Genomic DNA, 23753 nt, shown 5'->3' with positions numbered 1-23753 from the left:
CGTCTGAGTACCATTACCGGCATGACTTTCCGTGATGATTTCGCCCAGATGCTCAAGAACCGCCGCGCGACGCGCAGGTACAAGGACAGCGAGCTCGACCCGACGGAGGTCCGCGAGTTTCTTGAGCTGATCCAGCAGGCGCCGACGGCGTTTAACCTGCAGGATTACTCGATTGTCGTCGTTCAGGACGCAGAGGTCCGCGAGCGGGTCTACGAGGCCGCGAACAAGCAACCGCAGGTTGCTTCGGCACCGTTGCTCCTGGCATTCGTCGCTGAGCCCGACGGCTGGGAGCGCACCTTGCCGAAGGTCGCCGAGCAGAACCTCAGCACTGGATTCTGGGATGACAATGACGCTAAGACCCGTAGCGAGCGCATCGCCTCATTCCAGGAGATCCGCCGCACCGCAGGTCTGACCCGCGAGTTCGCCCTCCGCAACGCAATGATCGCGGCGACGTACGGGATTGTGACGGCGGAGGCGTTTGGTTGGGCATCCTCGCCGATGACCGGGTTCGACGACGCCAAGGTCAAAGACATCCTCGGGGTCCCGGAAGAATGCACCGTGGCCTTGCTGCTGGCCGTCGGTGAGTCTGACGAAAGCCCGAAGGCGCCGGGCCGCCTGCCGCTGAACGCGCGAGTATTCGTCGACCAGTGGGCTTAGCCCAGCAAGTCGGCACTGGCGATTCGGACCGCGTCCGCGAATGAGCCGGTGACGTTAACCGCCGGCACTGCCATCATCAGGTTCACGGCGTAGCCGAAGTTCTCGACGAAGTTGCCGTCCTTGTCGGTCGGGCGCTCACCGGGCTCTTCAGAGACGGGTCCGTGGAACTGGCGCACGCGGTCGAGGGCCGTGGCTCCGTCATCGGAGTAGATGTACAGCTTCTTGCCCAGGGCATGGGCAAAGCCGATCTCGAAGCAGGTGCCGGAATCCGGCTCTGCACCGCGGAAGTGGTTGACGTTCGCGATGACGGCGTCCGACTCCTGAATGCGGGAGATGTTCTTGTCGAAGATTCGGACCGGATCCGGATCAGCGGGTTCATCGTCGACGCCGGCATCCAGCGGCGCGATCGGGATGAGGCCGTGATTGCGGCACTCCTGTCGCATCTCCTCGACGACTGGGGCAGCGTCCGGAAGGAACACCTCCGGACCAGCCAAGTAGACCTTGATATCCGTGTTGTCGCTCATGTATTCACCTTCATGTTTTTAGGTCCCCCAGCGTTTCCGGGCGACGTTCTCCAGCAATGCAGCCAGACCGTACAGAATCAGTGCGGTCACCGTCACCACGGTCACCGAAGCCCACACCATGTCGGTATCAGCCCTGCCCACCGCAGTGATGACAGTTGAGCCGATTCCTTGACCAGTTGCCAGCCACTCAGCCAGTAGGGCACCGGACAGCGCGCCGGGCACGGCGATACGGATCGCGGCGAAGATCGCCGGCAGACAGGCGGGAATTCGCACCTTGACCAGTTCGGTGGCACGTCCGGAGCCGTAGGTCCGCACCAGGTCGATCAATGCCGGCGGCACGTTCTTCAGCGCAGAGCCGATGTTCACCAGTGCGGGGAAGAAGACGATGATTGCGCCCATCATGGCGACGGTGAACTGACCTCGTCCGAAGATGATGATCAGTACTGGGGCGATCGCGACTAGAGGTACCGACTGGAAGAACAGGGCCATCGGCATGAGAGCGCGCTCGAAAGTCGGGAACACCAGGAACACCGATGCCACGACAATCGCGGCGGCAAGTCCCAAGAGGAATCCCATGCCGGTGTCCATGAGTGTTCGGCCGAGATCTGGCAACAGTGCCACGAAATGGTTCTGACCATCCGGACTGTCGCTGTTGTCGGCGAGATAGCTCAGGACCTCCGCAGGAGTACGACCGACAAACGGGGAGATGCCGAACAGTCGAAGTCCGAAGGTCCACACCGCACCGATGATGGTCAGGGACCCCACAACATCAATCGCGACTGAGAGCGGGGAGCGCGTCTGACGCACCGGAGCGGTGGTGGCGATCTCGGCGGATCCCCAGCCAAGGCGCGGGATGACCGTCGACAGTAGTGCCATCACGGCGAACCAACCACCGGCCAGGACTGCGGCGGCTAGGGCGAGTGCCCAGGTACGAGAGACGTCTCCGGTCTGCTGAGCGTTCAGCAGTGCTGGGCCAAGGCCACGGTCGACGCCACCGACGTACTCACCGAGGATCGCGCCGAGCACCGACAGTGGTGCAGCGACCTTCAGCGCAGTCAGGATGGACGGCACCGCCGCGATGAGCTGCACCTTCATCAATCGGGTGATGCGGGTACCGCCGTAGACGTCCACCAGATCCAGCGAGCGCTGATCCGCCGCGTCCAGACCCAGCAGGGTTCCGACGACGGTGGTGAAGAAGATGGCCAACGCCGACAAGAGGACCGCGGTGGCGGAGGGGTCGCCACTGGAGGGAGCGCCAACCATCAGGTAGATAACGGGGCCCACGGCAATGATCGGCAGCGAGTACGTGATCACGGCGAACTGCATGACGATCCCGCGCAGGCGTGGAAACAGCAGAGCCACGATTGATACCGCGATCGCTAGGCCAACACCGAGCAGATAGCCTTGACCGGCTTCCATTGCAGTGACCTTGAGGTTCACCCAGTAGAAGTTCAGTCCGTCCGAAGCAATCCGGGAGACGATGTCGCCGGGGGTCGGGATCGAGCCGAGCGGGCGGAGGACCGTGGCTGCCAGCAGCCACCACAGCGCAAGCGCTCCGGCGAGAACGAGGATGACGTTAAGTGCGCCGCGGTAGGAGGTCCTCATCACACGTCCTGCGAGTCGTCGCTGTTCTCGAAGGAGAACAACAGGTCGGAGATATGGTCCACGATCGCGTGGAACTCAGGGGTGCGCATCATCTCCGGGGTGCGCGGGCGAGGCGGGTTCACCTCGACGAGCTCTTGGACGGTGCCGGGCCGAGCGCTCATCACCGCGATGGTGTCGGCCAGGAACACCGCCTCGGAAATTCCGTGGGTGACCAGCAGCGTGGTTGCGGGGCTCTCCGTCCAGATGCGCTGGAGCTCCAGGTTCATCCGCTGACGGGTCATGTCGTCGAGTGCGCCGAAGGGCTCGTCGAGAAGCAACACCGATGGGTCTGCAGACAGTGCGCGCGCGATGGAGACACGCTGCCTCATACCGCCGGAGAGCTCGCCCGGTTTTGAATCCTCGAAGCCGGTCAGGCGGACGAGGCTGATGAGGTCGGCGAGGGTGGCGTCCGGAAGCGGGTCTTTAGCGATTTCCCGGGGCAATTTGATGTTGGAGGCGACTGAGCGCCACGGCAGCAGGGCAGCGTCCTGGAAGGCGATGCCGAGCTCGTGGCGGCTGCGCAGTTCCTTCGGAGTGAGGTCATGCACGGTGGCCGATCCTTCGGTCGGCTCTTCCATGCCAGCGAGAATCCTCAAGATGGTGGACTTACCGCAGCCGGAGGGGCCGACGAGAGCGAGGAAACTTCCGCGGGGGATATCCAGGTTCACCCCGTCCAGGGCGGTCGTTCCTCCCGGGAACCTCTTGGTCAGGTTGTCGAGCCTGATGCCGACGGTGGGTTCAGAGGTGGTCATGACGCATCCTTCGCGGTAATCGGTTCCTTGAGCTCGGGGTTTTCCTCGTAGACCTCGTCGAGCAGGCTCATGTCGAACAGTTCGTCTTTGGTGACGTTGATGCCTGCGAGTCGGAGGGACTCGACGTTGGCGTCCATGGCCTCGTCGGTAAGCCGGAATAGCTCATCGGGGTTGGTGTAGTCATTCTCGATGAAGGAGATCTGGGCCTCGGCCTGCAGGAGTTCCTTCTCAGGGTCCAGGCCCAGATCAACTCCGTAGACGTCGGTGGCCAGGTCCGCGCCGTACGCAGGATCAGCGATCGCCGCACGCCAGCCCCGGATAGAGGCCACCAAGAACTTCTTGAGGTAGTCGCGATTCTCCTCCAGACTCTCCTGCGATACCGCGTAAGATGCGCCAGCGAAGGGCATGCCATGGTCGGACAATTGCAGAGAGACCACGTCATGACCAGCGCGTTCCAGATCGATGAGCTGATTGGCGGTCAGGCCGTGGAAGCCGTCGACCTCGCCGGTGGTCAGCACTGCGGTCTCGCCGGCCGGAACGAACGTGATGGTGGACGGGTCGATGTCATTGGCCCGAGCGAGGCCTTCGACCATGGACTGCGCGGTGCCCGGGGTGACCGCGATCCGGGCTCCCTCCAGGTCAGCGGGGGTACGGATGGCGTTAGGGCCTTCCATCGATAAGATGGTGAAGGCATTCACCGCATAGATCGCGCCGATAATCTTGATCGGCATGCCCTCTGAGTCGATCGCGTTGGCGGTTCCCAGTGCGGTTGACCCGGCGACGGTGGCGTGACCGGTGGCTGCGGACTGCTCCACGGCGGTGGGCCCAGCGATCAGGTCGACCTTGGTGAAACCTTCGTCCTCGTAATACCCGTCGTGGTCGGCGATGTACTCGCCAACGTTCTGGGAATTCTTCACGAAGGACAGCTGGATCCGCAGTGCGGCATCGTCGAGTCCCCGTAGTGCACAGCCACTGAGAGCGAGGGCAGTAATCGCCAGGATGGCTGTGAGAACGGTGCCGGAGTGTCGGTGTCTCCGAGTTAGCTTAATGCAACCTGAGATTACGGAACGGATGATTCCAGCTCATCACAGGTGGTTATCAGCTGTGTATGTACGGTACGGGCATGGTCGGATCCCCCTTGGCACGCGCGCAGGTCCAGTTGGGCTTGGTTGCCGCCATCCAGGTGTTCGGCCTGTCCGTCTGGTTCACAACCACTGCAGTGGCACCATCGCTTCAAGAGGAGATGGGGCTCTCCACCAGCGAAGTCGGGTGGATGACGGTGGTGGTGCAGGGCGGATTCGTTGTGGGTGCGGTTTTGTCTGCCCTGTTCAGGCTCGCGGACCGAGTGGCGCCCCGGTATCTCATCGCGATCAGTGGACTCGGGGCCGCAGCGTGCACGCTAGGCACCGCGGTCACCGATACGTACTCCGCGTTCCTGCTACTTCGGTTTCTCACTGGTGTCTTTCTTGCGGGGATCTACCCCGTCGGGATGAAAGTCGTCGCGGAGTGGGCATCACCCACAACGAAGGCGCGAGCATTTGGCGTTCTTATCGCCTGCCTGACCATCGGGTCGGCAATGCCGCTGCTCATCCGTGCGACGCTGCCGTTGCCGTGGCGGTGGGTGATGGTGACGGCGGCGTCGTTCGCGCTGGTGGCTGCGCTGGTCGCTGTCCTCTTCGTCCGGGACGGCCCGAATGCGCCAGCCTCGACGGGAAAGCTGCGGTTGGCTGACGCGTTCACTGGATTCCGGCTGCGGCGCCCCAGGCTCATCAACTTTGGCTACATCGGACACATGTGGGAGCTGTACGCCTTCTGGGCCTGGCTGCCTCTGTTCTTAGCCGCGGTGCCCGTGGTCAATGCGGAGCTGACCTCATTCATCGCCATCGGTCTCTTCGGCGCACTGGGTGCGTACCTGGGTGGCAAGGCCGCAGACCGGTCTGGACGCGAGCGCAGCGCAGGCATCGTGCTCGCCGTCAGTTGTGTCTTGTGTGCGGTCTCGCCAGCGATGTTCCTTATGCCCGGGCCGCTGGTCGTAGCCCTGTGCTGCCTGTGGGGCGCGGTGGTCATCGCGGATTCGGGGATGTTCTCCACGGCCTTGAGCGACAACGTGCCCGCCTCCGGTGTGGGGACGGCCCTGACCCTGCAGACGGCCGCAGGGTTTCTGGCGACGGTCATCTCTATTCAGGCAGTGTCACTTCTGGCGGAAGCCACCTCCTGGCAGTGGGCGTTTTTGCTCCTCCTGCCAGGGCCGCTGATCGGGATGGTGGCGATGCTAAGGGCTGCTACACCACCAGTGCATCCTCCACGGACTGACGGATAGCGCGCTTGGCATCGAGCTCTGCGGCAACGTCCGCGCCACCGACCACGCTGATGCGCGGATGATCGCGGGGGACATCGCCCAGTGAGGTGAGGTTCGACTCCTGGCCGGTGCACACCACGATGGTGTCCACGTCCAGGATCTTCTCCACTCCGTCCTCCGTGATGTGCAGGCCAGCGTCGTCGATCTTCCGGTAGGTCACACCGATGTGCTTAATCACGCCGGCCTTCTTCAGCTCCGCGCGGTGCACCCAGCCGGTGGTCTTGCCAAGACCCTTGCCGATTGGGGTGTCCTTGCGCTGCAGCAGGTGCACTTCACGGCCGGAGTCTTCGTCGACCGGGTCGGTCAGACCGCCGCGGTGCTCGGCCGGATCGCCGATGCCCCATACTTTCTTCCACTCCTCGATCGACATGTTCGGCTCGCGAGTGAGGAACTCGGAGACATCCACTCCGATTCCGCCGGCACCCATCACAGCCACGCGCTCGCCGGCGGTGCGGGCGCCGGAGAGCAGTTCGTCGTACAGCACGACCTTAGGGTGGTTGATTCCTTCGATCTCCGGAATACGCGGAGTCACACCGGAGGCGACCTCCACGTGGTCAAAGGATTCCAGCAGCTTCCCGACGTCTGCATCCACACCCAGATGCACCTTCACCCCGAGAACCTCCATGCGGCGCTGGAAGTAGCGCAGTGTCTCTGCGTAGTCCTCCTTGCCTGGGACTTTCGCGGCCAGCAGGAACTGACCGCCAATGGCGTCCTTGGATTCGAAGATCTCGACATTGTGTCCGCGCTCGGCGGCGGTTTCCGCGTAGGACAGGCCAGCGACTCCTGCACCGACGACGGCAATGGAGCGGGAGCCGGTGATCCAGCGGGGCGTCGGGAGCAGCTCGGTTTCGTAGGCGGCCTTCGGGTTGACCAGGCAGGTGGCGCGCTTGTTCTTGAAGGTGTGGTCTAGGCAGGCCTGGTTGCAGCCGATGCAGGTGTTGATTTCGTCAGAGCGGCCGGCGGCAGACTTGTTGAGGAAGTCCGGGTCGGCCAGCAGCGGACGGGCCATTGAGACCAGATCCGCGCTGCCATTGGCCAGGAGGTCCTCCGCGGTGTTCGGGTCGTTGATGCGGTTGGAGGCACACACCGGGATGTCGACCTCCTGCTTGAGGCGCTTGGACAGGTCTGCGAACGCTGCCCGCGGGACGGAGGTCACGATGGTGGGAACCCGCGCCTCGTGCCAGCCGATGCCAGTGTTGAAGATATCGACACCGGCGTCGACGAGGCGGTGTGCCAGGTCAGTGGTCTCTGACCAGGTCTGGCCGCCCTCGACCAGGTCAATGAGGGAGATGCGGTACTGCAACAGGAAGTCCGGGCCGACTGCTTCGCGGATGCGACGGACAACCTCGACGGGCAGAGTCATCCGCTTTTCAGCAGAGCCGCCCCAGTTGTCAGAGCGGTGGTTAGTGCGCTCAGCGAGGAACTGGTTGAGGAGGTAGCCCTCCGAGCCCATGATTTCGATGCCGTCGTAGCCGGCGCGCTTGGCCAGTTTCGCGGCACGGACGTAGGCGCCGATCGTGCGCTTGATGTCCCATCCGGCCATGCGACGGGCCTTGAACGGGCTGATCGGAGACTTTGACGAGTCCGCCGAACGGACCAACGGGTGATACCCGTAGCGACCTGAGTGCAGCAACTGCAGCACGATGTGTGATCCGTGTTCGTGAACCGCATCAGTGACGGCGCGGTGATTGTCGGCGGTGCGGGCGGTGGCCATCGTTGAGCCGGCCGGAAGCAACCAGCCTTCGATGTTGGGGGCATATCCGCCGGTGACCAGGAGTCCGGTGCCGCCCTCGGCGCGACGGCCGAGATACGCTGCGAGCTTGGGGATGTCCTTCGCGTGGTCTTCCAGGCCCGAGTGCATCGAACCCATGACAAGACGGTTCCGGAGGGTGAGCGGACCCACGTCAAGGGGAGAGGTGAGGTGGGGGAATGGGCGGGGCTGTTTCATGTGATGATTATCTCAACTAATAACCGTCGTGTCCGAATTTTGCCCAGGTCTCTGGTGTGTAGCTGAAGTGAACTAAGCCCGCGAATTGAGGGTTCGCGTCGAATGAGTACGGTTTCTGTCATGACTAATCGCATCGCAGTTGTCACCGGAGCCTCCTCAGGGATCGGCGCAGCCACCGCACGTCACCTCGCCGCAGCGGGATTCGAGGTGTATCTGGGTGCTCGCCGCGTCGACCGCCTAGAGGCCGTTGCTGCGGAGATCCGTAACGCTGGCGGTGTCGCCACCGTCGTGCAGCTGGACGTCACGTCCCAGGCGGATGTGGACGCGCTTGCAGCCCAGCTCGGAGACAACCCGGTGGACGTGCTGGTGAACAACGCTGGCGGCGCCAAAGGCATGGAGTCCATTGAGGGCGCGGTGGAGGACAACTGGCGCTGGATGTACGAGGTCAACGTGCTCGGCGCCCTGCGGGTCACCCGAGCATTGCTTCCCGACGTTAAGGGCGCCAAAGGCGCCGTCATCAACATCGGCTCCATCGCGGCCCGTCAGGTCTACACCGGCGGTGCCGGTTACAACGCTGCGAAGCATGCTGAGCGAGCGATGACCGAGGTCTTGCGCCAGGAAGTCGCCGCAGAAGGCGTCCGCGTTACCGAGATTGACCCGGGTCGCGTCTCCACGGAGTTCTCCCTGGTCCGCCTGGGCGACGAGGCTGCCGCCGCAGCAGTCTACGAAGGCGTGGAGTCCCTCTCCGCCGATGACATTGCCGAGATCGTCACCTTCGTGGCAACCCGTCCGCCGCACGTGAACCTGGATTTCCTCCAGGTCACCCCGATTGACCAGGCCGGCGGCGCAAAGCCGAATTGCGGCAGGTAGTCACTCATGAAGACCGCACTCGTCACCGGAGCCTCCCGAGGGATCGGGAAGGCGATCGCGGATGATCTGGCCCGCGACCACCACGTCATCCGATGGTCATCGGCGGCTTGTGATCTGGCAGATGAGGGGGCTGTGGATGAGGCCGTCGGCAAGCTGGGTTTGGAGCGCTTAGACGTACTGGTCCACAACGCCGGGCTGTACGACGCAGCGCCAGTTGACAGCGCCGGGCGAGACCGGTGGCGCGAGATCTTTGAGATCAACGTCTTTGCTGTCGCGGACCTAACCCGCCTGCTGCTGCCTGCGCTGCGGTCAGCATCCGGGCAGATCGTGATGATCAACTCCGGATCCGGATATACCTCCGGGCCCGGGCAGTCGATGTACTCCGGCACGAAATTCGCTCTGCGCGCGCTAACCATGGCGCTGCGCGAGGAAGAACGCGGCAAGGTGCGGGTGTCCGCCGTGCACCCGGGCAAGGTCGACACGGAGATGCAGGAGCAGATCCAAGCGAACCCGCAGTACGACGGTTCCCTTTACGTCCGCCCCGAATCCATCGCGGCGGCTGTGCGCACCGTGGTCGACGCGACCGCAGAATGCACGGTCGAGGAGATTACGGTGCGGCCAGTGGTCTCTTAGACCTGCTCGCCGCGGAGTTTCGCGTCGAGGTAACGCGGCACAACCTTGCCGGCGGCGTTGCGCGGGAGCTCATCGACGAAGATGACCTCGTCCGGCACTGACCAGGAGGCCAGGGAGCCGGCGACGGCTTCCTTGAGAGACTCATCAGTCAGGGCCTGGCCGGCTTCGTTGTCCGTGCGGACGACATAAAGGTGCAGTCCTGCGATGACCTCGTCAGTGTCGACGCCGCGTGCAAACACGTCGTAGACACCCTCCAGCGGGCTGACGAACTCCTCAACCTCTCGGGGGAAGACGTTCTCGCCACCACGAATAATCATGTCGTCAGAGCGGCCGCAGATGTACAGGTAGCCGTCCTCGTCGATGCGCCCGAGATCCCCGATCTCGTACCTGCCCTCGACAGTGCGGAACTTGTCCTTCTCCGACAGATATCCGTTGAACGAGAGCTCCTGAACCGTGTGGATACGGCCGATCTGGCCGGCCGGTACCGGATTGTTGTTGTCATCGAGAATGACCACCTGCGCACCGATGACAGGGCGGCCGGCAGTTTCGGGGTTGCGGGCCATTTCCGGGCCGGTAGCGATGGTCGTCGCGCCAGCTTCGGTGGAACCGTAGAAGTTGCACACGACCGGACCGAACTTGCGGGTCAGGTACTGCACGAGCCACGGCGGGGTGGCATTTCCGGAGGTCACGATGAAGTTGAACGGGCCAACCTTCGCATCGGGGCGCTTGTCCAGGCCGTCCTTGAACTTCTGCAGCCACACAGCGGCAGACACCAGTCCGTTGACGCGGTAGCGCTCGCACAGCTCCACAAAACGGTCGCTGTCGTTGTGGCGCTGGGTGACCAGCGTGGCTCCGGTGACCATGGCAATGATGACGTTCGCCCAACCCCAGGCGTGGAACATCGACGCGGACTGGTGCACAACCATATTGCGACGCCACGGGATGCGATCCGCGATGGCACCAAGGGTCGACGGGGTCTTCGGCTCATCACGAAGGATGCCCTTGGGTAGGCCAGTCGTGCCCGAAGACATGATGATGATCCGCCCCTGCTTCGGACGCCGCGGGAGCTTCGTCTCCGAGCGCAGGCCCTCTTCGACCAGGTCAGACATAACCAGCGCACCCTCCGGCAGACCCGAGCGGTCGTCCGGGTTCTCCAAGTGGGACACGACGATCTTGCAGTCACCCTGGTTCTCTGGGAGCTGCGGGAGGAACTCCTCGTCGATGAACAGGTACTTGACGTCGTTCTGCTCGATGAGGCCTTCGATCTGCTCCGGTGAAGAACCGATGTTCATCAGCATGATCTCGGCGCCGACGTACCCCTTCATCGCCATCGGGAGGATAATTCCGCGGCCATTGCGGGCGATGACGCCGAATGCGGACTGCTCGGTCATGCCGCGATCCATCATCGACCGGGACAGCGCGAAGGCACGGTCACGCAGTTCGGTGTAGGTCAGTTCACCCTCGTCATCGACCAACGCGAGTCGGTTGGGATAGCGCACCGCACTGAACCAGATCAGGCCCGCAACAGCGAACTTCCACCGTGCCATCAGTTCCGCGAACTTCGGAGCGTGCTTCGGCGCCATCCAGAGAGCCCCAGATTCAATTAGCGGCTTGGCTGTTTGCTTAATTGCCTTTAGCTGATCGGGAAGCGGGATGTACGGGGCGACGTTCACTTCGGACTTCACTTGACGGTTCCTCCAGGGTTGGTTTCCTACGTCAACGTATCTAACCGCCTTGGGGGGTGAAAATGTTACGGTTTTATCGGAAAATAGTGTTAGCCACCTGCGGAACGTCAATAGCGCCACCCCAGAGAGGCTCTGGAGCGGCGCATATTGATTAGAGAACGCTAAAAACAGTCAGCGATTACTTTTTCGGGTCCACCCCCGCGTCGTTGAGCATGGGGACATCCACCAGCGCATCAGGGATGGCGAAGGAGTCGACCAGGACGTTGGCCCACGGCCCCAGGGAATCAACCAGGTCGTTGACCGCGGCACGGGTCGTCTTCGACCGGGTAGCGGTGAGCAGGTTCTGCTCCTGGTACCAGTCAGAGTTAGCTCCGATGGTCGTCATCGCGAACAGGTTTCGGACCTGGTTGAAGACGGTGCGGGCGGTGCCCTCCGGCATCTTCTCCTCGGCCTCGATAAGGGCGGCAAGCAGCAGCGCATCGATGCGGCACCATGCCACAGCGATGAGGTGGTCCTGGGCGCCATCGACGACCTTGACGGCGTCTTCAATCTCCATCTTCCGAGCCGGGCGAAGTCGACGGCCGAGCGAACGCATCAGGTTCTCCTGGCGCTCTTCCAGCAAGTAGAGCTGGTACGCCGGGTCGAACATTGACTCCTCGTCGCGGTCGACGACGCGGTCTCGCAGAGACTGCACTGCCGTGGCGACCGGGGTGCGGCTACGCAGCAAGTCGGTGACGTTGTCGAAGCCGAACCGGACCATGTCCATCGGGTTCAGATCCTGCATGTCACGGGCGTAGGCGGTCATGACCTCTTTGCCGACCATCTGGATCAGCACGGTGTTGTCACCTTCGAAGGTGGTGAAGATGTCCGAGTCTGCTTTGTGCACGCAGATCAGGTTCTCGGACATGTATCCGGCGCCACCGCAGGCCTCTCGACATTCCTGAATGGTGTCGGTGGCATGGGCGGAGGAGGCGACCTTCACGGCGGCGGCGCGGGATTCCATCTCGCGCTGGCGCCACTGCTGATCCTCAGTCGGCGTCGCGATGTCCCATCCACCTGCAACCATCTGTTCATTCTGATCAGACAGTTCCTCAATGACTTTGTTCTGCAGGAGAGCAAGTGCGTAGGAGCGGGCGATGCGAGGAATCAGGCGGAGACGGTGCTGGCGGTGCTGCATCAGATGCTTCTCATCGCCCGGTGCGCCTTCGAACTGACGACGGCGCATCGCGTACCTGGTGGCGATCGTCAGTGAGGATCGGGTTGCGGCTCCGGAGGCTGCACCGACGGAAATGCGGCCGCGGATTAGGGTGCCGAGCATCGTGAAGAAGCGTCGGTTCTTCGAGTCGATGGGGGAGGAGTACTCGCCGTCCTCGCTGACGTCGCCAAAGCGGTTCAGCAGAGCGGTGCGGGGGACGCGGACGTTGTCGAAGAGCAGGGTTCCGTTGTCCACTCCCAGCAGGCCGGCCTTGAGGCCGTGGTCGCCGATGGTGACGCCGGGTGCGGGATTGCCGTCTTCATCTCGGATCGGGACGATCAGGCAGTGAACGCCATGGGATTCGCCGGGCTCGCCGTTCTCGTCAGGGGTGTGGAGCTGGGCGAACACCGCAGCCATCCGGCCGTGCTTGGCGGCGTTGCCGATGTAGCATTTCTGCGCGGATTCGACGGGGGAGTGGACGATGAATTCCTGGGTGTCCTTGTCGTAGGTGGCAGTGGTTTCCAGGCTCTGCACGTCCGAACCGTGGCCGCGCTCAGTCATGGCGAAGCAACCGAGGAGGTCGAGGTTGATGATCTGTTCCACGTACTTGCCGTGGCGTTCGGTACCCAGCGCGTCAACGGCGCCTCCCCACAAGCCCCACTGGACCCCGGCCTTGACCATCGTAGAGAGGTCAGCGTGGCCAACCATCTCCATGCCGGTGAGGGTTGCTCCGATGTCTCCGCTGCCACCGTGCTCCTTGGAGAACACACCTTGCGGAAGGCCGGTGTCGCGAATGCGTTCCAGGCGCTCCACCATGAGCTCGCGAGCTTCCTCGAGCGGCAGATCGTATGCCGGTCGGTAGCTCGGGTCGTTTAGTTCTTCACGGAGCCTGTTGCGGGTCTCCCACCAGCGCCCGTCGAGGACTTTCTGGATGTCTTTCGCGGCTGCGGGCTCCGGCGTCGACGGCAGAGTCTGCGGGCGGCTGGCACTGATCTGGTCGTTGCTTTCCATGATCACACTCTACCCGCGGTGTTATGTGCGCCACACGTGCAATTTCTAATAGTTTCATTAGTGTTCGGCGGTGGCGGCGCTGCCAGGATTACGCGCGCCCAGCCTCGCGCCCCTCAACCAGTCGTGCCAGCGACGGAAGGTCTGCATCCTGGCACGTATTCAGGGACTGCCACAGCGCCCCGTGCTCTTCTGGCGTGGCCCACAGTTGGTATCGGTGCTTCACTGCCACCTGACGAGCAGCGAACTGGCAATGGAATGCCTCGTTCGCCGGGAGCCACTCTGCGGCATCCTTATCGCTCTTGCCCATGTTGGCTGGTCCGTCGGAGGCAAGCAGATTGAGCGGATCATTGGACAGGGCGCGTCGATCATCCTCGCTGAGGTACCGGGCGCCTGTCTTCCATGCATTAGACAGTGACACCACATGGTCGATCTGAACTGCATGCGAGGTCGCCGCGCCACGGGTGAACTCGATGACTCGGCCGGTGTACGGGTCGTCGAGGACTCCGGTTGCCACGGTGCAGCCAGGATCGTCGTCACGGAAGGTGATGTCGGTGAGATCTCTGATCAGGATGTCATTTCGGGTATCGCACCCATTGCCGCCAAACACGGTGTCCGTTGTGTCTGCCCAGGCGGGGCCGAAGAGATCCCGGTCATAACCGTCTTGGGATCCCTGGGGTGCAATGTCCATCTGTTCGTGCCACGCGAAGATCTCGTCCAGCGCCTCGTCTTCTGGAGCCGCAGAAGGCCAGTTCGCCGGGAAACCATCTTCCCCATCCCGGTATGCCACATATGCGCCGACGACCACCGCGACGATGATGGCGATGCTCAAGATCACTTTCAGGTACGTCACATATTTGGGCTGATTCCGCCCTTTGCGGTTGTGTCCCCGTGGACTGTGGTGGTTCGGGACTGTGCTCTGGAACCGGGTCGACGTCCGGTTGGGCGGGTAAGGCATGCCCATGACCATATTGAGGCTAACGACATAAGCCTCCACCGCATCGAACAACTGGTGTGTTTCAGGTGCGTTTCGTAACGTTTTCGCACCCGTGCATTAGTCTCTCGCCACTGTGTCATAAAACACAGCGCCCCTCTCACCTGCAGTTTTCCGGATTCAATTATTCGCTGTTCCAAGTGGTTTCGTTGATTGTTGAAAAGTCACACCCGAGAGAAAGGGAGGGCTCACCCATGTTGACCACCGGCCTGTACGACCCCGCACAGGAACACGACGCCTGCGGCGTCGCATTCGTAGCCGACATCCACGGTCGCCCCAGCCGCGCGATCGTGGACCATGCCATTCGTGCACTCGTTAACCTCGACCATCGAGGTGCAGCGGGTGCGGAGGATTCCACCGGCGACGGTGCCGGCATTCTCCTGCAGATTCCGGATACGTTCTACCGCACTGAACTGTCGCGCGAGGGAGTCCTTCTCCCTGACGCCGGCGAGTATGCCACCGGTATCGCATTCCTGCCACAAAGCCGAATGGCTGTCCTGGACGCGATCCGCGCGGTCGAAGATATCTGCGCTGAAGAAGGCGTGGAAATCCTCGCTTGGCGCGACGTTCCGATCGACGCATCGTCGCTCGGTTCCATGGCCAAGGACGCCATGCCGCAGTTCCGCCAGGTATTCATGTCTGCGAAGGATCGCAAGGGCAAGGCACTGTCCGGCATCGATCTGGATCGGAAGGTCTGGTTTGTCCGTAAGCGCTGCGAGCGTGAGCTCGGCGCTCGCGGTGCAGGTGAAGGCATCGGTGGCGATACCGTCTACTTCCCGTCGCTGTCTGCACGGACGATCGTCTACAAGGGCATGCTGACTACGCCGCAGCTCGGTAAGTTCTACGAGGATCTGCAGCGTCCGGAGATGGTCTCGGCACTGGCCGTGGTGCACTCCCGCTTCTCGACGAATACGTTCCCGTCATGGCCCCTCGCACACCCGTACCGCATGGTCGCTCACAACGGTGAGTTCAATACCGTCCGTGGCAACGAGAACTGGATGCGTGCCCGTGAGGCACTGATTCGCTCTGAGGTGCTTGGATCTATCGACCGAGTTCTGCCCGTCTGCGATCCGGCAGGTTCGGACACCGCTCGTTTCGACGAGGCCCTGGAGCTTCTGCACCTTGGCGGTCGTTCGCTGCCGCACTCGGTCCTCATGATGGTCCCCCAGGCATGGGAGCATGACGACACCCTGTCGCAGGAGGTCAAGGCCTTCTACGAGTACCACGCGTGCCTGATGGAGCCGTGGGACGGACCGGCTGCAGTCGTGTTCACTGACGGCACCAAGATCGGTGCGGTGTTGGACCGAAATGGTCTGCGTCCGGGCCGCATCTGGGTCACCGACGAAGGTCTGGTCGTCATGGCTTCTGAGGCTGGTGTCTTGGACATCGCCCCGGAGCAGATCGTGCAGCGAACCCGCGTCGAGCCGGGTCGCATGTTCATGGTCGACACCGAGGCCGGTCGCATCGTCGAGGACGAAGAGATCAAGGCTGAGTTGGCCGTCACCGGTCCTTACGAGGAGTGGGTGCGCGATGGACTGATCGAGATGAAGGATCTTCCGGAGCGCCGCTACTCCTACATGCCGCACCGTCGTGCGGTCCTGCGTCAGCGTGTCTTCGGTATCACCGAGGAAGACGTGGACCTCATCATCCGTCCGATGGCGCTGACCGGCGCTGAGGGCATCGGTTCGATGGGTTCGGACACCCCGATCGCGGCGCTGTCCAACCGCCCGCGGATGCTGTTCGACTACTTCTCACAGCGTTTCGCGCAGGTCACCAACCCGCCGCTGGACTCCATCCGTGAGAAGTCCGTCACCAGCATGTTCACTCTGCTCGGTGCAGAGGCAGACGTGCTGAACCCGTCGGCTGAGGCAGCCCGCAAGATCCGACTGAAGCACCCGATTCTGGACAACCACGATCTGGTGACCCTCATCGGCCTTCGTGAAGAGGACGAATTCCGTCCGGACTTCAAGGCAGTGCCGATCTCCGGTCTGTACCCGGTCGCTCAGGGTGGCCGCGGTCTGCGCAATGCGATCAACCGCGTCAACCGTGAGGTCCAGGAGGCTATCGGTCGCGGCGCCAAGATGATCGTGCTGTCTGACCGAGAGTCGGACGAGTACCAGGCACCGATTCCGTCGCTGCTGCTGGTCTCCGCGGTGCACCACCACCTGGTGGAGACCCGCAATCGCTCGCGCGTTTCGCTGATCGTCGAGTCCGGTGATGCCCGCGAGGTGCACCACATGGCAATGCTCATCAGCTTTGGTGCAGACGCCATCAACCCGTACATGGCCTTTGAGACCATCGACGAGCTGCGCATGAAGCAGCAGCTCGGCGACCTGACCCTCGATGAGGCCTGCGACAACTACTGCAACGCCGCCGCTACCGGCGTGTTGAAGGTGATGTCGAAGATGGGTATCGCTGCAGTGCAGTCGTACCGCGGTGCTCAGCTGGCAGACGTCCTGGGCCTGTCCCAGGAACTGCTGGACCACTACTTCACCGGTGCGGTTTCCCCGCTCGGTGGTGTCGGACTGGAAGAGATCGCCGAAGCGGTCGAGTCTCGTCACCGCAGCGCCTTCCTGCCCCGGCCGGAGGAGCAGGCGCACCGCGACCTGGACCTCGGCGGCGAGTACAAGTGGCGCCGTGAAGGTGAGTACCACCTGTTCAACCCGGAGACGATCTTCCGACTCCAGCACGCCACCCGTACCGGCAGCTACGAGATCTTCAAGGACTACGCCAATAAGGTCGATGACCAGACCAAGCGTCTGGCAACCCTGCGTGGCCTGATGGAGATCTCCAACGACTGCCCGTCGATCTCCTTGGATGAGGTTGAGCCGGTCGAGTCCATCGTGAAGAGGTTCTCTACCGGCGCGATGAGCTACGGCTCCATCTCTGCTGAGGCCCACGAAACACTCGCTATCGCCATGAACCGCCTCGGCGGCATGTCGAACTCCGGTGAGGGCGGCGAGGACCCGGCACGCTTCGATGCGGACCCCAATGGCGATTGGCGTCGCTCGGCGATCAAGCAGGTCGCCTCCGGTCGCTTCGGTGTGAGCAGCCACTACCTGGCTAACTGCACGGACATCCAGATCAAGATGGCACAGGGTGCCAAGCCCGGTGAGGGCGGCCAGCTCCCGCCGAACAAGGTCTACCCGTGGATCGCTGAAGTGCGAGTCACGACCCCCGGCGTGGGCCTGATCTCCCCGCCGCCGCACCACGACATCTACTCCATCGAGGACCTGGCGCAGCTGATCTTCGACCTGAAGAACGCTAACCCCAAGGCCCGCATCCACGTGAAGCTGGTCTCGGAACTGGGCGTCGGCACCGTCGCTGCGGGTGTCTCTAAGGCACACGCTGACGTCGTGCTGATCTCCGGCCACGACGGCGGAACTGGTGCATCGCCGCTGACTTCCCTCAAGCACGCCGGCGGACCCTGGGAGCTCGGCCTCGCTGAGACCCAGCAGACGCTGATGATGAACGGTCTGCGCGACCGCATTCGCGTGCAGTGTGATGGTCAGATGAAGACCGGCCGCGACGTCATGGTTGCTGCTCTGCTCGGCGCAGAGGAGTTCGGCTTCGCGACGGCTCCGCTGGTTGTCGAAGGCTGCATCATGATGCGCGTCTGCCACCTGGACACCTGCCCGGTCGGCATCGCGACCCAGAACCCGGAGCTGCGCGCCCGCTACCAGGGCCAGGCTGACCACGTAGTGAACTTCTTCGTGTTCATCGCCGAGCAGGTCCGCGAGTACCTCGCTGACCTCGGTTTCCGCACCCTCGACGAGGCCATCGGCCAGGTCGACTGCCTCCAGCAGCGTGCAGACTCCCACCTGGACCTGTCCCGCATTCTGGCTCAGCCGGAGACCCCGTTCTTCCCGGAACAGGACCCGCGCTGCACCACGACGCAGGACCACGGTTTGGATGGCATCCTCGATCAGCAGCTCATCCAGGAGGCAAAGCGCTACTCCGGTGAGCCGGTCACGCTGGAGCACACGATTACGAACGTGGACCGGTCCGTCGGGACGCAGCTTGGTTACGAAGTCACCCAACTGTCCGGCGCTGAAGGACTGCCGGATGGCTCCCTGGACCTGAGGTTCACCGGTTCTGCCGGTAACTCCATGGGTGCATTCTTGCCGAAGGGTCTGCAGATCACCCTGGAAGGTGACGCGAACGACTTTGTGGGTAAGGGACTGTCCGGTGGTCGGATCATCGTCAAGCCTTCCCGTTCGGCACCGCCGACCGCTGACGCCGCGAGCGACGTCATCGCCGGCAACGTGATCGGCTTCGGCGCCACCGAGGGCGAAATCTTCCTCCGCGGCACCGTTGGCGAGCGTTTCCTCGTCCGTAACTCCGGCTGTACCGCCGTTGTCGAAGGCATCGGCAACCACGGCTGTGAGTACATGACCGGCGGCTACGCCATCGTCCTGGGCAAGGTCGGCCGCAACTTCGCCGCCGGTATGTCCGGTGGCATCGCCTACCTGCTTAACGACGGCACCCTCGAGGCCAAGGTCAACCCCGAACTGGTCGACCTCCAGGACCTCACCGAGGAAGAGACCGAGTGGCTCGATGCGACCATCGCACGCCACAAGGAGTTCACCGGTTCCGAGACCACCGTCACCGCCGCCGACATGCGCAAGGTCATGCCGCGCGACTACGCCCGCATTCTCAAGGTCATCGAGCGGGCCGAAGAAGAGAACACCGATGTAGACACCGCGATCATGGAGGCTGTGAACAATGGCTGATCCAAGAGGATTCCTGAAGCACCGCCGCGAAGAGCCGGCACACCGTCCCATCCCGCTGCGACTGATGGACTTCCGTGAAGTCCACGAGCATGATTCGGCAGCGACCGTCGAGAAGCAGGCGTCCCGCTGCATGGACTGCGGCGTGCCGTTCTGCCACGCAGCATGCCCGCTGGCGAACATCATCCCGGAGTGGAACGACTTGGTCCGCATGGACCGGTGGAAGGAGGCGTTCGACCGCCTCCACGCCACCAACAACTTCCCCGAATGGACCGGACGTATCTGCCCGGCACCTTGTGAGGGTGGTTGCGTGCTTGCCATCGACGATGACGCAGTGACGATCAAGAACATCGAGCTCGCCATCGCCGAGCGCGGTTTCGAAGAGGGCTGGGTTCAGCCGATCCCGGCCAGCTTCGACACCGGTCAGTCCATCGCGGTGGTTGGCTCCGGTCCGGCAGGTCTGGCAGCTGCCCAGCAGCTCACCCGTGCCGGCCACAGCGTCACTGTCTTCGAGCGTGATGACAAGCTCGGTGGTCTGATGCGCTACGGCGTGCCGGACTACAAGCTCGAGGCGCAGTACATCGACCGTCGCCTGGAGCAGATGCGTGCCGAGGGCACTGAATTCATCGTCGGTGTCTCGCCGACGGTGAAGGACCTGTCCGGCTTTGACGCCGTGGTCCTGGCCACTGGCGCTACCCTCGCTCGCGACCTGCCGGCCCCGGGCCGCAAGCACAGCGGCATCTACCAGGCAATGGAGTACCTGCCCTGGGCGAACCGTCAGGCTGCTGGCGAAAGCCACGAGGACACGATCGATGCCAAGGGCAAGAACGTCGTCGTCATCGGTGGCGGTGACACCGGTATCGACTGCTTCGGTACCGCACTGCGCCAGGGTGCCAAGAGTGTCACCCAGTTGGACATCCACGTTCCGGCTCCGGAGAAGCGCTCACCGGTCACCCCGTGGCCGATGTTCCCGCTGATCAAGAGCAGCGCCTCTGCCCACGAAGAAGGCGACTACGTGGTCACCGGCGAAGAGCCGGAGGAGCTCGCTGAGCGCCTCGGCCTGGCTCACCGCAAGACCGGCTCCTCGCTCGCAGACCGACTCTTCTCGGCCAACACCGTGGAGTTCCACGGCGAGGACGGCAAGGTCACCGGACTGACGGTGAACGAGGTCGAGGTCGTCGACGGACAGCGCGTTCCCGTCGCCGGCACCGAGTACCACCTCGACGCTGACCTGGTTCTGCTGGCACTGGGCTTCACCGGCCCCGAGCGCGGCGGGCTTGTCCACGACCTGGGTCTGCAGGCCGACAAGCGTGGCCGTCTGGTCCGTGACGAGGACTACCAGGCTGAACGTGCCGAAACCGCCTCCGCCTTCGGAGGCTTCGACGGTCCGGTCTTCATCGCCGGCGATAACGGTCGAGGTGCATCGCTCATTGTGTGGGCGATCTCCGAGGGCCGCGCCTGCGCTGAAGCCGTTGACCGCGTGCTGATGGGCGAAACGAACCTGCCTCGTGCAGTCAATCCGTCGGACATGCCCATCGGTGTCTAGTCCGGCGCGTCCGGGGGCGGAGCCCTTCAGATTGAGCCCTCCAGGGCGGAGCTTCCGGACGTGATGGGGAAGAGCCTGCGAACTTCGGTTCGCAGGCTCTTTTTCTATGTGCGGAGGTCGAGCAAAAGGTATCGCCAGCACTACCGCCGCCTGGCGCTTCCGGTCGTATTCTGGGACCCATGATCATCATGACCACCACCCCGACAGTTGAGGGCCGCGAAATCGCCGCGTACATCCGAATCGTCTCCTCGGAAGCGGTCGCCGGCGTCAACATGTTCAAAGACTTCGGTGCGAGCATTCGCAATATGGTAGGCGGCCGCGCACAGGCCTACGAGAATGAATTGCAGAACACCCGCGAGACCGCATTGGCCGAGTTGTACGACCGTGCCCAGCAGGTCGGCGCGGATGCAGTCGTCGGAATCGACATCGACTACGAAGTTCTGGGAGCAGACAACGGCATGTTGATGGTGACAGCAACGGGAACTGCAGTACGACTCGCATAACGACGTCCCCTTCCTGCCCCTTTCACCACCAATACGCGGGGTAGGGGACTTGACGGACCCGGTGGATAAACCAGCACACCAGGGTGACCAGGACAGCGCACAGGAGGATCTCGATTGAGGTCAGCCAAATCGTGGAGGTCGGCAGCATCACGAGCATGATTGCGGTCGCGACTCCAGGGGAGTGCGCTGAGCGCATGAGCAGCATCATCAAGAATGCGAGTGCTCCGGCGATACCGCCGGCTGCGAGTGAACCCGGGGCCAACAGCCCGCCGATAATCCCTGTGACGATGCCGGCGAAGTGCCCGAGGATGACGTTCCTGGGCTGAGACAACGGTAACTCGGGCGCACCGATGACCAGAGCCGCGGAGGCTCCAATCGGCGGGACGAGAAGCACAAGTCCACTGAGGTCCGACATCAGTCCGATCAGCACCAATGGGATTCCTAGGAGCACCGTTGCGCCCACCGCGCTCTTGAACGGCGGGCGCTTAGGGGCGTGAGATCGGTACCTGTCGAACCGGTGTGATCGGGAACTGGAATCGGACATACTGCACGACTCTACGACTGTGGGACACTAGATGGCATGGAGCCCTATGATGTCGCGATCAGCGATGAGTCAATCCGTCTCGGTCAGTTCGTGAAGCTGGCGAACCTTGTCGACACCGGCGGTCTGGGTAAGTCCCTCATCGCCGAGGGTGAGGTCAAGGTCAACGGCGAGGTCGACACCCGCCGCGGCCGCCAGCTGCGCAATGGCGATGTTGTCGAGGTCGCAGGGGTCGCAGCCCGTGTCGCCAAGCCGGAAGATGTCGAAGGCGACGACGACTTCTTCGACGAAGCCACCGCCGATGACGATTTCGATCCGGAGAAGTGGCGCAACCTGGAGCTCTAACGGACGGGCGGTGTCCCTAGTCGGACTACGCCCGATTTGTGGGGCGCTACTTCCCGTCGTGCCTGTTTCTCTTCCTCAGCTCCAGATATATGCCGAGCAAGATCGCGGGTATGACAAGAACTAACGCGATTGCCCCGACTATGACCACGATCTGGAAAATGCCGATGCCCATGGATTCCTCATTTCGATTCTGGATACCCGTTTACTACGACCGTACATACCGGTGGAAACGGTTATCCGGAGTGTCTTAGGATTCCGTGCCGTCACTCGGACGTAGTCAACGCAACTGGGTACCCACATTGACCGTTTCCGCCCCGAACTCATCGCAGAGCACCACGGAGCCGCTGCGAACGGTCACAAGACGCACGCAGCTCTATGCGCTTGTGCCTATGGTTTGGGCGGCTGTGACGGTTCGACCGGCTATGGTAGGTAGCAGGTGACTTCTGCTGCTCATCGCACCACCTTCGCCGATATTGTTTTAACCCTGATACCCGGAATTCGGCTGGTTGAGCTTGAGTGTAGCGGTGATGGATGCTTTCACTTCTTCGGAGCGTTTGGCGTCGGTAGCAAGTGCCGTACCCAGCGAAGGGATGTAGTCGCGCAGTAGTCCGCTCGTCCACGTATCGATCTTGCTTGGGAAGCTCCGGCCGAGTATATCGAGAGCTATCGGCACTGCTGTGGATGCTCCTGGTGAAGCTCCCAAAACGCCTGCGAGTGTGCCTTCGGCTGAGGAAATCACCTCGGTGCCGAACTGGAGCACGCCGCGGCCTTTGGCGTTAGGTTTCACGATCTGCGCGCGCTGACCCGCCACGGTGGTGTGCCAGTCGGTATCGCGTACCGAGGGCGCGAAGGCTCGGAGTGCTTCGACTTTTCCGGCGTGAGATGTCATTAGGTCTCGTACCAAAAGCGAGACCAAGCTGAGGTTCTTGACGCTCATCGTAGCCAGGGACCAGAGATTGTCTGGGCGCAACGATTTGGGGAGGTCGAGCATCGACCCGTTCTTTAGGTATTTCGGTACCGCACCTGCGAACGGGCCGAACAGCACCGAGGGTTTGCCGTCAATAACCCGCGCATCAAGGTGGGGCATCGACATCGGTGGGGCACCTGTGGGCGCTTTACCGTAGACCTTGACCGGATGCTGCTCCACAATTTCCGAGGCGGTAGTACTCAGAAACGTGCCGCTGACCGGCAAAAGCCCGTAACCGCGCACCTCTGGAGCGTGAGCTGACCGCAACAGTTTCAGCGTCCAGCCTCCCGCACCAATGAGCACTGTGCGGGCATGAAGTGTCGACACCGCTCCGGAGTTTCGGTCGCGTGTGTCCACTTCCCACAGGCCGTTGGTCTCACGGTGCAAGTCAATTACTTCGGTGCCCCTGCTGATGTTTCCGCCACGCTGGGTGAAATCCTCGAAGAGCTGGCGGGTCACACTTCCGAAATCCACATCAGTGCCCTCGGCGGCGTAGGTAGCGGCGATCGGCTCAGTGGCGTCTCGTTCCCGCACAAGCAACGGCGCCCACGTGTTGATGGGGTCTGCTGCACGGATAGGTGACAGGTTCTAGTCACGCAGCCAGTGCGGCTGGCGTGTTCATGATGGCCTCGAACTCGATCGGGGTCAAACGTCCGAGGCGGGGTTGGCGACGGCGCCGATGGTAGGTCCGTTCGATCCAGATCACGATCGCGATGCGCAGCTCTTCTCGGCGGGTCCAAGTGCGGCGGTCGAGGACGTTCTTCTGGAGCAGGCTGAAGAACGATTCCATGGCCGCGTTATCGCCGGCAGCGCCGACTTTGCCCATCGATCCGACCATGCGGTGACGGGTGA

General features: G+C 62.7%; 19 protein-coding genes and 1 pseudogene. 8 read left to right on the top strand and 12 right to left on the bottom strand.

Going from position 1 to position 23753, the window contains the following annotated elements:
• Positions 1-21 precede the first annotated feature (21 nt).
• Positions 22-657: a nitroreductase family protein gene (locus tag YWU_RS0111680; RefSeq protein WP_156892829.1), complete on the top strand. Its 636-nt coding sequence runs from the start codon at positions 22-24 to the stop codon at positions 655-657.
• Here the strand turns inward: YWU_RS0111680 and YWU_RS0111675 are convergent.
• Genes YWU_RS0111675 through YWU_RS0111660 form a run of 4 tightly spaced genes read right to left on the bottom strand, consistent with a single transcriptional unit; the run spans position 654 to position 4494 of the window.
• The gene (locus YWU_RS0111675; RefSeq protein WP_034647788.1) at positions 654-1181 is read right to left on the bottom strand and encodes a nucleoside 2-deoxyribosyltransferase; all 528 of its coding nucleotides are present in this window, start codon (positions 1179-1181) and stop codon (positions 654-656) included. The genes YWU_RS0111680 and YWU_RS0111675 overlap by 4 nt on opposite strands.
• An 18-nt stretch (positions 1182-1199) precedes the next feature.
• Entirely contained in the window at positions 1200-2786 is a 1587-nt protein-coding gene (locus tag YWU_RS17680; protein ID WP_051260309.1) for an ABC transporter permease, read from the bottom strand.
• Positions 2786-3577 carry an ABC transporter ATP-binding protein gene (locus tag YWU_RS16590; RefSeq protein ID WP_051260308.1) on the bottom strand — a complete coding sequence of 264 codons (792 nt, stop codon included), beginning with the start codon at positions 3575-3577 and terminating at the stop codon, positions 2786-2788. The genes YWU_RS17680 and YWU_RS16590 overlap by 1 nt, the downstream gene beginning before the upstream one ends.
• Positions 3574-4494, bottom strand: coding sequence for an ABC transporter substrate-binding protein (locus tag YWU_RS0111660; protein WP_051260307.1), 921 nt, complete (start codon positions 4492-4494; stop codon positions 3574-3576). Before YWU_RS0111660 ends, YWU_RS16590 begins: the two co-directional genes overlap by 4 nt.
• A 206-nt stretch (positions 4495-4700) precedes the next feature.
• On the opposite strand from YWU_RS0111660, the gene YWU_RS16585 reads away from it, so the two are divergent.
• On the top strand, positions 4701-5897 hold the full coding sequence (locus YWU_RS16585; RefSeq protein WP_084142142.1) for an MFS transporter: 1197 nt from the start codon (positions 4701-4703) through the stop codon (positions 5895-5897).
• Here the strand turns inward: YWU_RS16585 and YWU_RS0111650 are convergent.
• Positions 5860-7884: an oxidoreductase gene (locus tag YWU_RS0111650; RefSeq protein ID WP_027020619.1), complete on the bottom strand. Its 2025-nt coding sequence runs from the start codon at positions 7882-7884 to the stop codon at positions 5860-5862. The genes YWU_RS16585 and YWU_RS0111650 overlap by 38 nt on opposite strands.
• Positions 7885-8004: 120 nt before the next feature.
• Here YWU_RS0111650 and YWU_RS0111645 point away from each other — a divergent pair, with 120 nt between their 5' ends.
• Positions 8005-8754: an SDR family NAD(P)-dependent oxidoreductase gene (locus YWU_RS0111645; protein ID WP_027020618.1), complete on the top strand. Its 750-nt coding sequence runs from the start codon at positions 8005-8007 to the stop codon at positions 8752-8754.
• A 6-nt stretch (positions 8755-8760) separates the two neighbouring features.
• Positions 8761-9387, top strand: a complete 627-nt coding sequence (locus YWU_RS0111640; protein ID WP_027020617.1) for an SDR family oxidoreductase — start codon at positions 8761-8763, stop codon at positions 9385-9387.
• On the opposite strand, the gene YWU_RS0111635 is transcribed toward YWU_RS0111640, so the two are convergent.
• From YWU_RS0111635 to YWU_RS16580, 3 genes are all read right to left on the bottom strand, one after another.
• Positions 9384-11072 carry an AMP-binding protein gene (locus YWU_RS0111635; RefSeq protein ID WP_034647785.1) on the bottom strand — a complete coding sequence of 563 codons (1689 nt, stop codon included), beginning with the start codon at positions 11070-11072 and terminating at the stop codon, positions 9384-9386. The two genes, YWU_RS0111640 and YWU_RS0111635, sit on opposite strands and share 4 nt — an antisense overlap.
• Positions 11073-11250: 178 nt before the next feature.
• Positions 11251-13278, bottom strand: a complete 2028-nt coding sequence (locus YWU_RS0111630) for an acyl-CoA dehydrogenase family protein (protein WP_027020615.1) — start codon at positions 13276-13278, stop codon at positions 11251-11253.
• An 88-nt stretch (positions 13279-13366) separates the two neighbouring features.
• Positions 13367-14128 carry an HNH endonuclease family protein gene (locus YWU_RS16580; RefSeq protein ID WP_051260305.1) on the bottom strand — a complete coding sequence of 254 codons (762 nt, stop codon included), beginning with the start codon at positions 14126-14128 and terminating at the stop codon, positions 13367-13369.
• Positions 14129-14463: 335 nt separating this feature from the next.
• On the opposite strand from YWU_RS16580, the gene gltB reads away from it, so the two are divergent.
• From gltB to YWU_RS0111610, 3 genes are all read left to right on the top strand, one after another.
• Positions 14464-19002: a glutamate synthase large subunit gene (gltB, locus tag YWU_RS0111620; RefSeq protein ID WP_027020614.1), complete on the top strand. Its 4539-nt coding sequence runs from the start codon at positions 14464-14466 to the stop codon at positions 19000-19002.
• Positions 18995-20545, top strand: coding sequence for a glutamate synthase subunit beta (locus YWU_RS0111615; RefSeq protein ID WP_027020613.1), 1551 nt, complete (start codon positions 18995-18997; stop codon positions 20543-20545). The genes gltB and YWU_RS0111615 overlap by 8 nt, the downstream gene beginning before the upstream one ends.
• A gap of 182 nt (positions 20546-20727) precedes the next feature.
• On the top strand, positions 20728-21048 hold the full coding sequence (locus YWU_RS0111610; protein WP_338025290.1) for a heavy metal-binding domain-containing protein: 321 nt from the start codon (positions 20728-20730) through the stop codon (positions 21046-21048).
• 22 nt (positions 21049-21070) lie between these two features.
• On the opposite strand, the gene YWU_RS16575 is transcribed toward YWU_RS0111610, so the two are convergent.
• Entirely contained in the window at positions 21071-21592 is a 522-nt protein-coding gene (locus YWU_RS16575) for an HPP family protein (RefSeq protein WP_084142138.1), read from the bottom strand.
• Between the two features lie 36 nt (positions 21593-21628).
• Here YWU_RS16575 and YWU_RS0111600 point away from each other — a divergent pair, with 36 nt between their 5' ends.
• The gene (locus YWU_RS0111600; RefSeq protein ID WP_027020611.1) at positions 21629-21934 is read left to right on the top strand and encodes an RNA-binding S4 domain-containing protein; all 306 of its coding nucleotides are present in this window, start codon (positions 21629-21631) and stop codon (positions 21932-21934) included.
• Between the two features lie 46 nt (positions 21935-21980).
• On the opposite strand, the gene YWU_RS18815 is transcribed toward YWU_RS0111600, so the two are convergent.
• From YWU_RS18815 to YWU_RS16565, 3 genes and pseudogenes are all read right to left on the bottom strand, one after another.
• Positions 21981-22106, bottom strand: a complete 126-nt coding sequence (locus tag YWU_RS18815) for a hypothetical protein (protein WP_276201925.1) — start codon at positions 22104-22106, stop codon at positions 21981-21983.
• A gap of 306 nt (positions 22107-22412) precedes the next feature.
• On the bottom strand, positions 22413-23459 hold the full coding sequence (locus YWU_RS16570) for an FAD-dependent oxidoreductase (RefSeq protein ID WP_276201926.1): 1047 nt from the start codon (positions 23457-23459) through the stop codon (positions 22413-22415).
• A gap of 34 nt (positions 23460-23493) precedes the next feature.
• Positions 23494-23753: pseudogene (locus YWU_RS16565) on the bottom strand (integrase core domain-containing protein); the annotation flags it as partial.

Source organism: Corynebacterium sputi DSM 45148, assembly GCF_000427865.1.
Classification (GTDB): Bacteria; Actinomycetota; Actinomycetes; order Mycobacteriales; family Mycobacteriaceae; genus Corynebacterium; species Corynebacterium sputi.
This window is presented reverse-complemented; position numbering and strand designations above follow the sequence as displayed.

What these genes read in the sequence shown, in the direction of transcription:
- YWU_RS0111680 (WP_156892829.1), top strand. Translation starts at nt 22, where the DNA reads ATGACTTTCCGTGATGATTTCGCCCAGATGCTCAAGAACCGCCGCGCG.
- YWU_RS0111675 (WP_034647788.1), bottom strand. Translation starts at nt 1,181, where the DNA reads ATGAGCGACAACACGGATATCAAGGTCTACTTGGCTGGTCCGGAGGTG.
- YWU_RS17680 (WP_051260309.1), bottom strand. Translation starts at nt 2,786, where the DNA reads ATGAGGACCTCCTACCGCGGCGCACTTAACGTCATCCTCGTTCTCGCC.
- YWU_RS16590 (WP_051260308.1), bottom strand. Translation starts at nt 3,577, where the DNA reads ATGACCACCTCTGAACCCACCGTCGGCATCAGGCTCGACAACCTGACC.
- YWU_RS16585 (WP_084142142.1), top strand. Translation starts at nt 4,701, where the DNA reads ATGGTCGGATCCCCCTTGGCACGCGCGCAGGTCCAGTTGGGCTTGGTT.
- YWU_RS0111650 (WP_027020619.1), bottom strand. Translation starts at nt 7,884, where the DNA reads ATGAAACAGCCCCGCCCATTCCCCCACCTCACCTCTCCCCTTGACGTG.
- YWU_RS0111645 (WP_027020618.1), top strand. Translation starts at nt 8,005, where the DNA reads ATGACTAATCGCATCGCAGTTGTCACCGGAGCCTCCTCAGGGATCGGC.
- YWU_RS0111640 (WP_027020617.1), top strand. Translation starts at nt 8,761, where the DNA reads ATGAAGACCGCACTCGTCACCGGAGCCTCCCGAGGGATCGGGAAGGCG.
- YWU_RS0111630 (WP_027020615.1), bottom strand. Translation starts at nt 13,278, where the DNA reads ATGGAAAGCAACGACCAGATCAGTGCCAGCCGCCCGCAGACTCTGCCG.
- gltB (WP_027020614.1), top strand. Translation starts at nt 14,464, where the DNA reads ATGTTGACCACCGGCCTGTACGACCCCGCACAGGAACACGACGCCTGC.
- YWU_RS0111615 (WP_027020613.1), top strand. Translation starts at nt 18,995, where the DNA reads ATGGCTGATCCAAGAGGATTCCTGAAGCACCGCCGCGAAGAGCCGGCA.
- YWU_RS16575 (WP_084142138.1), bottom strand. Translation starts at nt 21,592, where the DNA reads ATGTCCGATTCCAGTTCCCGATCACACCGGTTCGACAGGTACCGATCT.
- YWU_RS0111600 (WP_027020611.1), top strand. Translation starts at nt 21,629, where the DNA reads ATGGAGCCCTATGATGTCGCGATCAGCGATGAGTCAATCCGTCTCGGT.
- YWU_RS18815 (WP_276201925.1), bottom strand. Translation starts at nt 22,106, where the DNA reads ATGGGCATCGGCATTTTCCAGATCGTGGTCATAGTCGGGGCAATCGCG.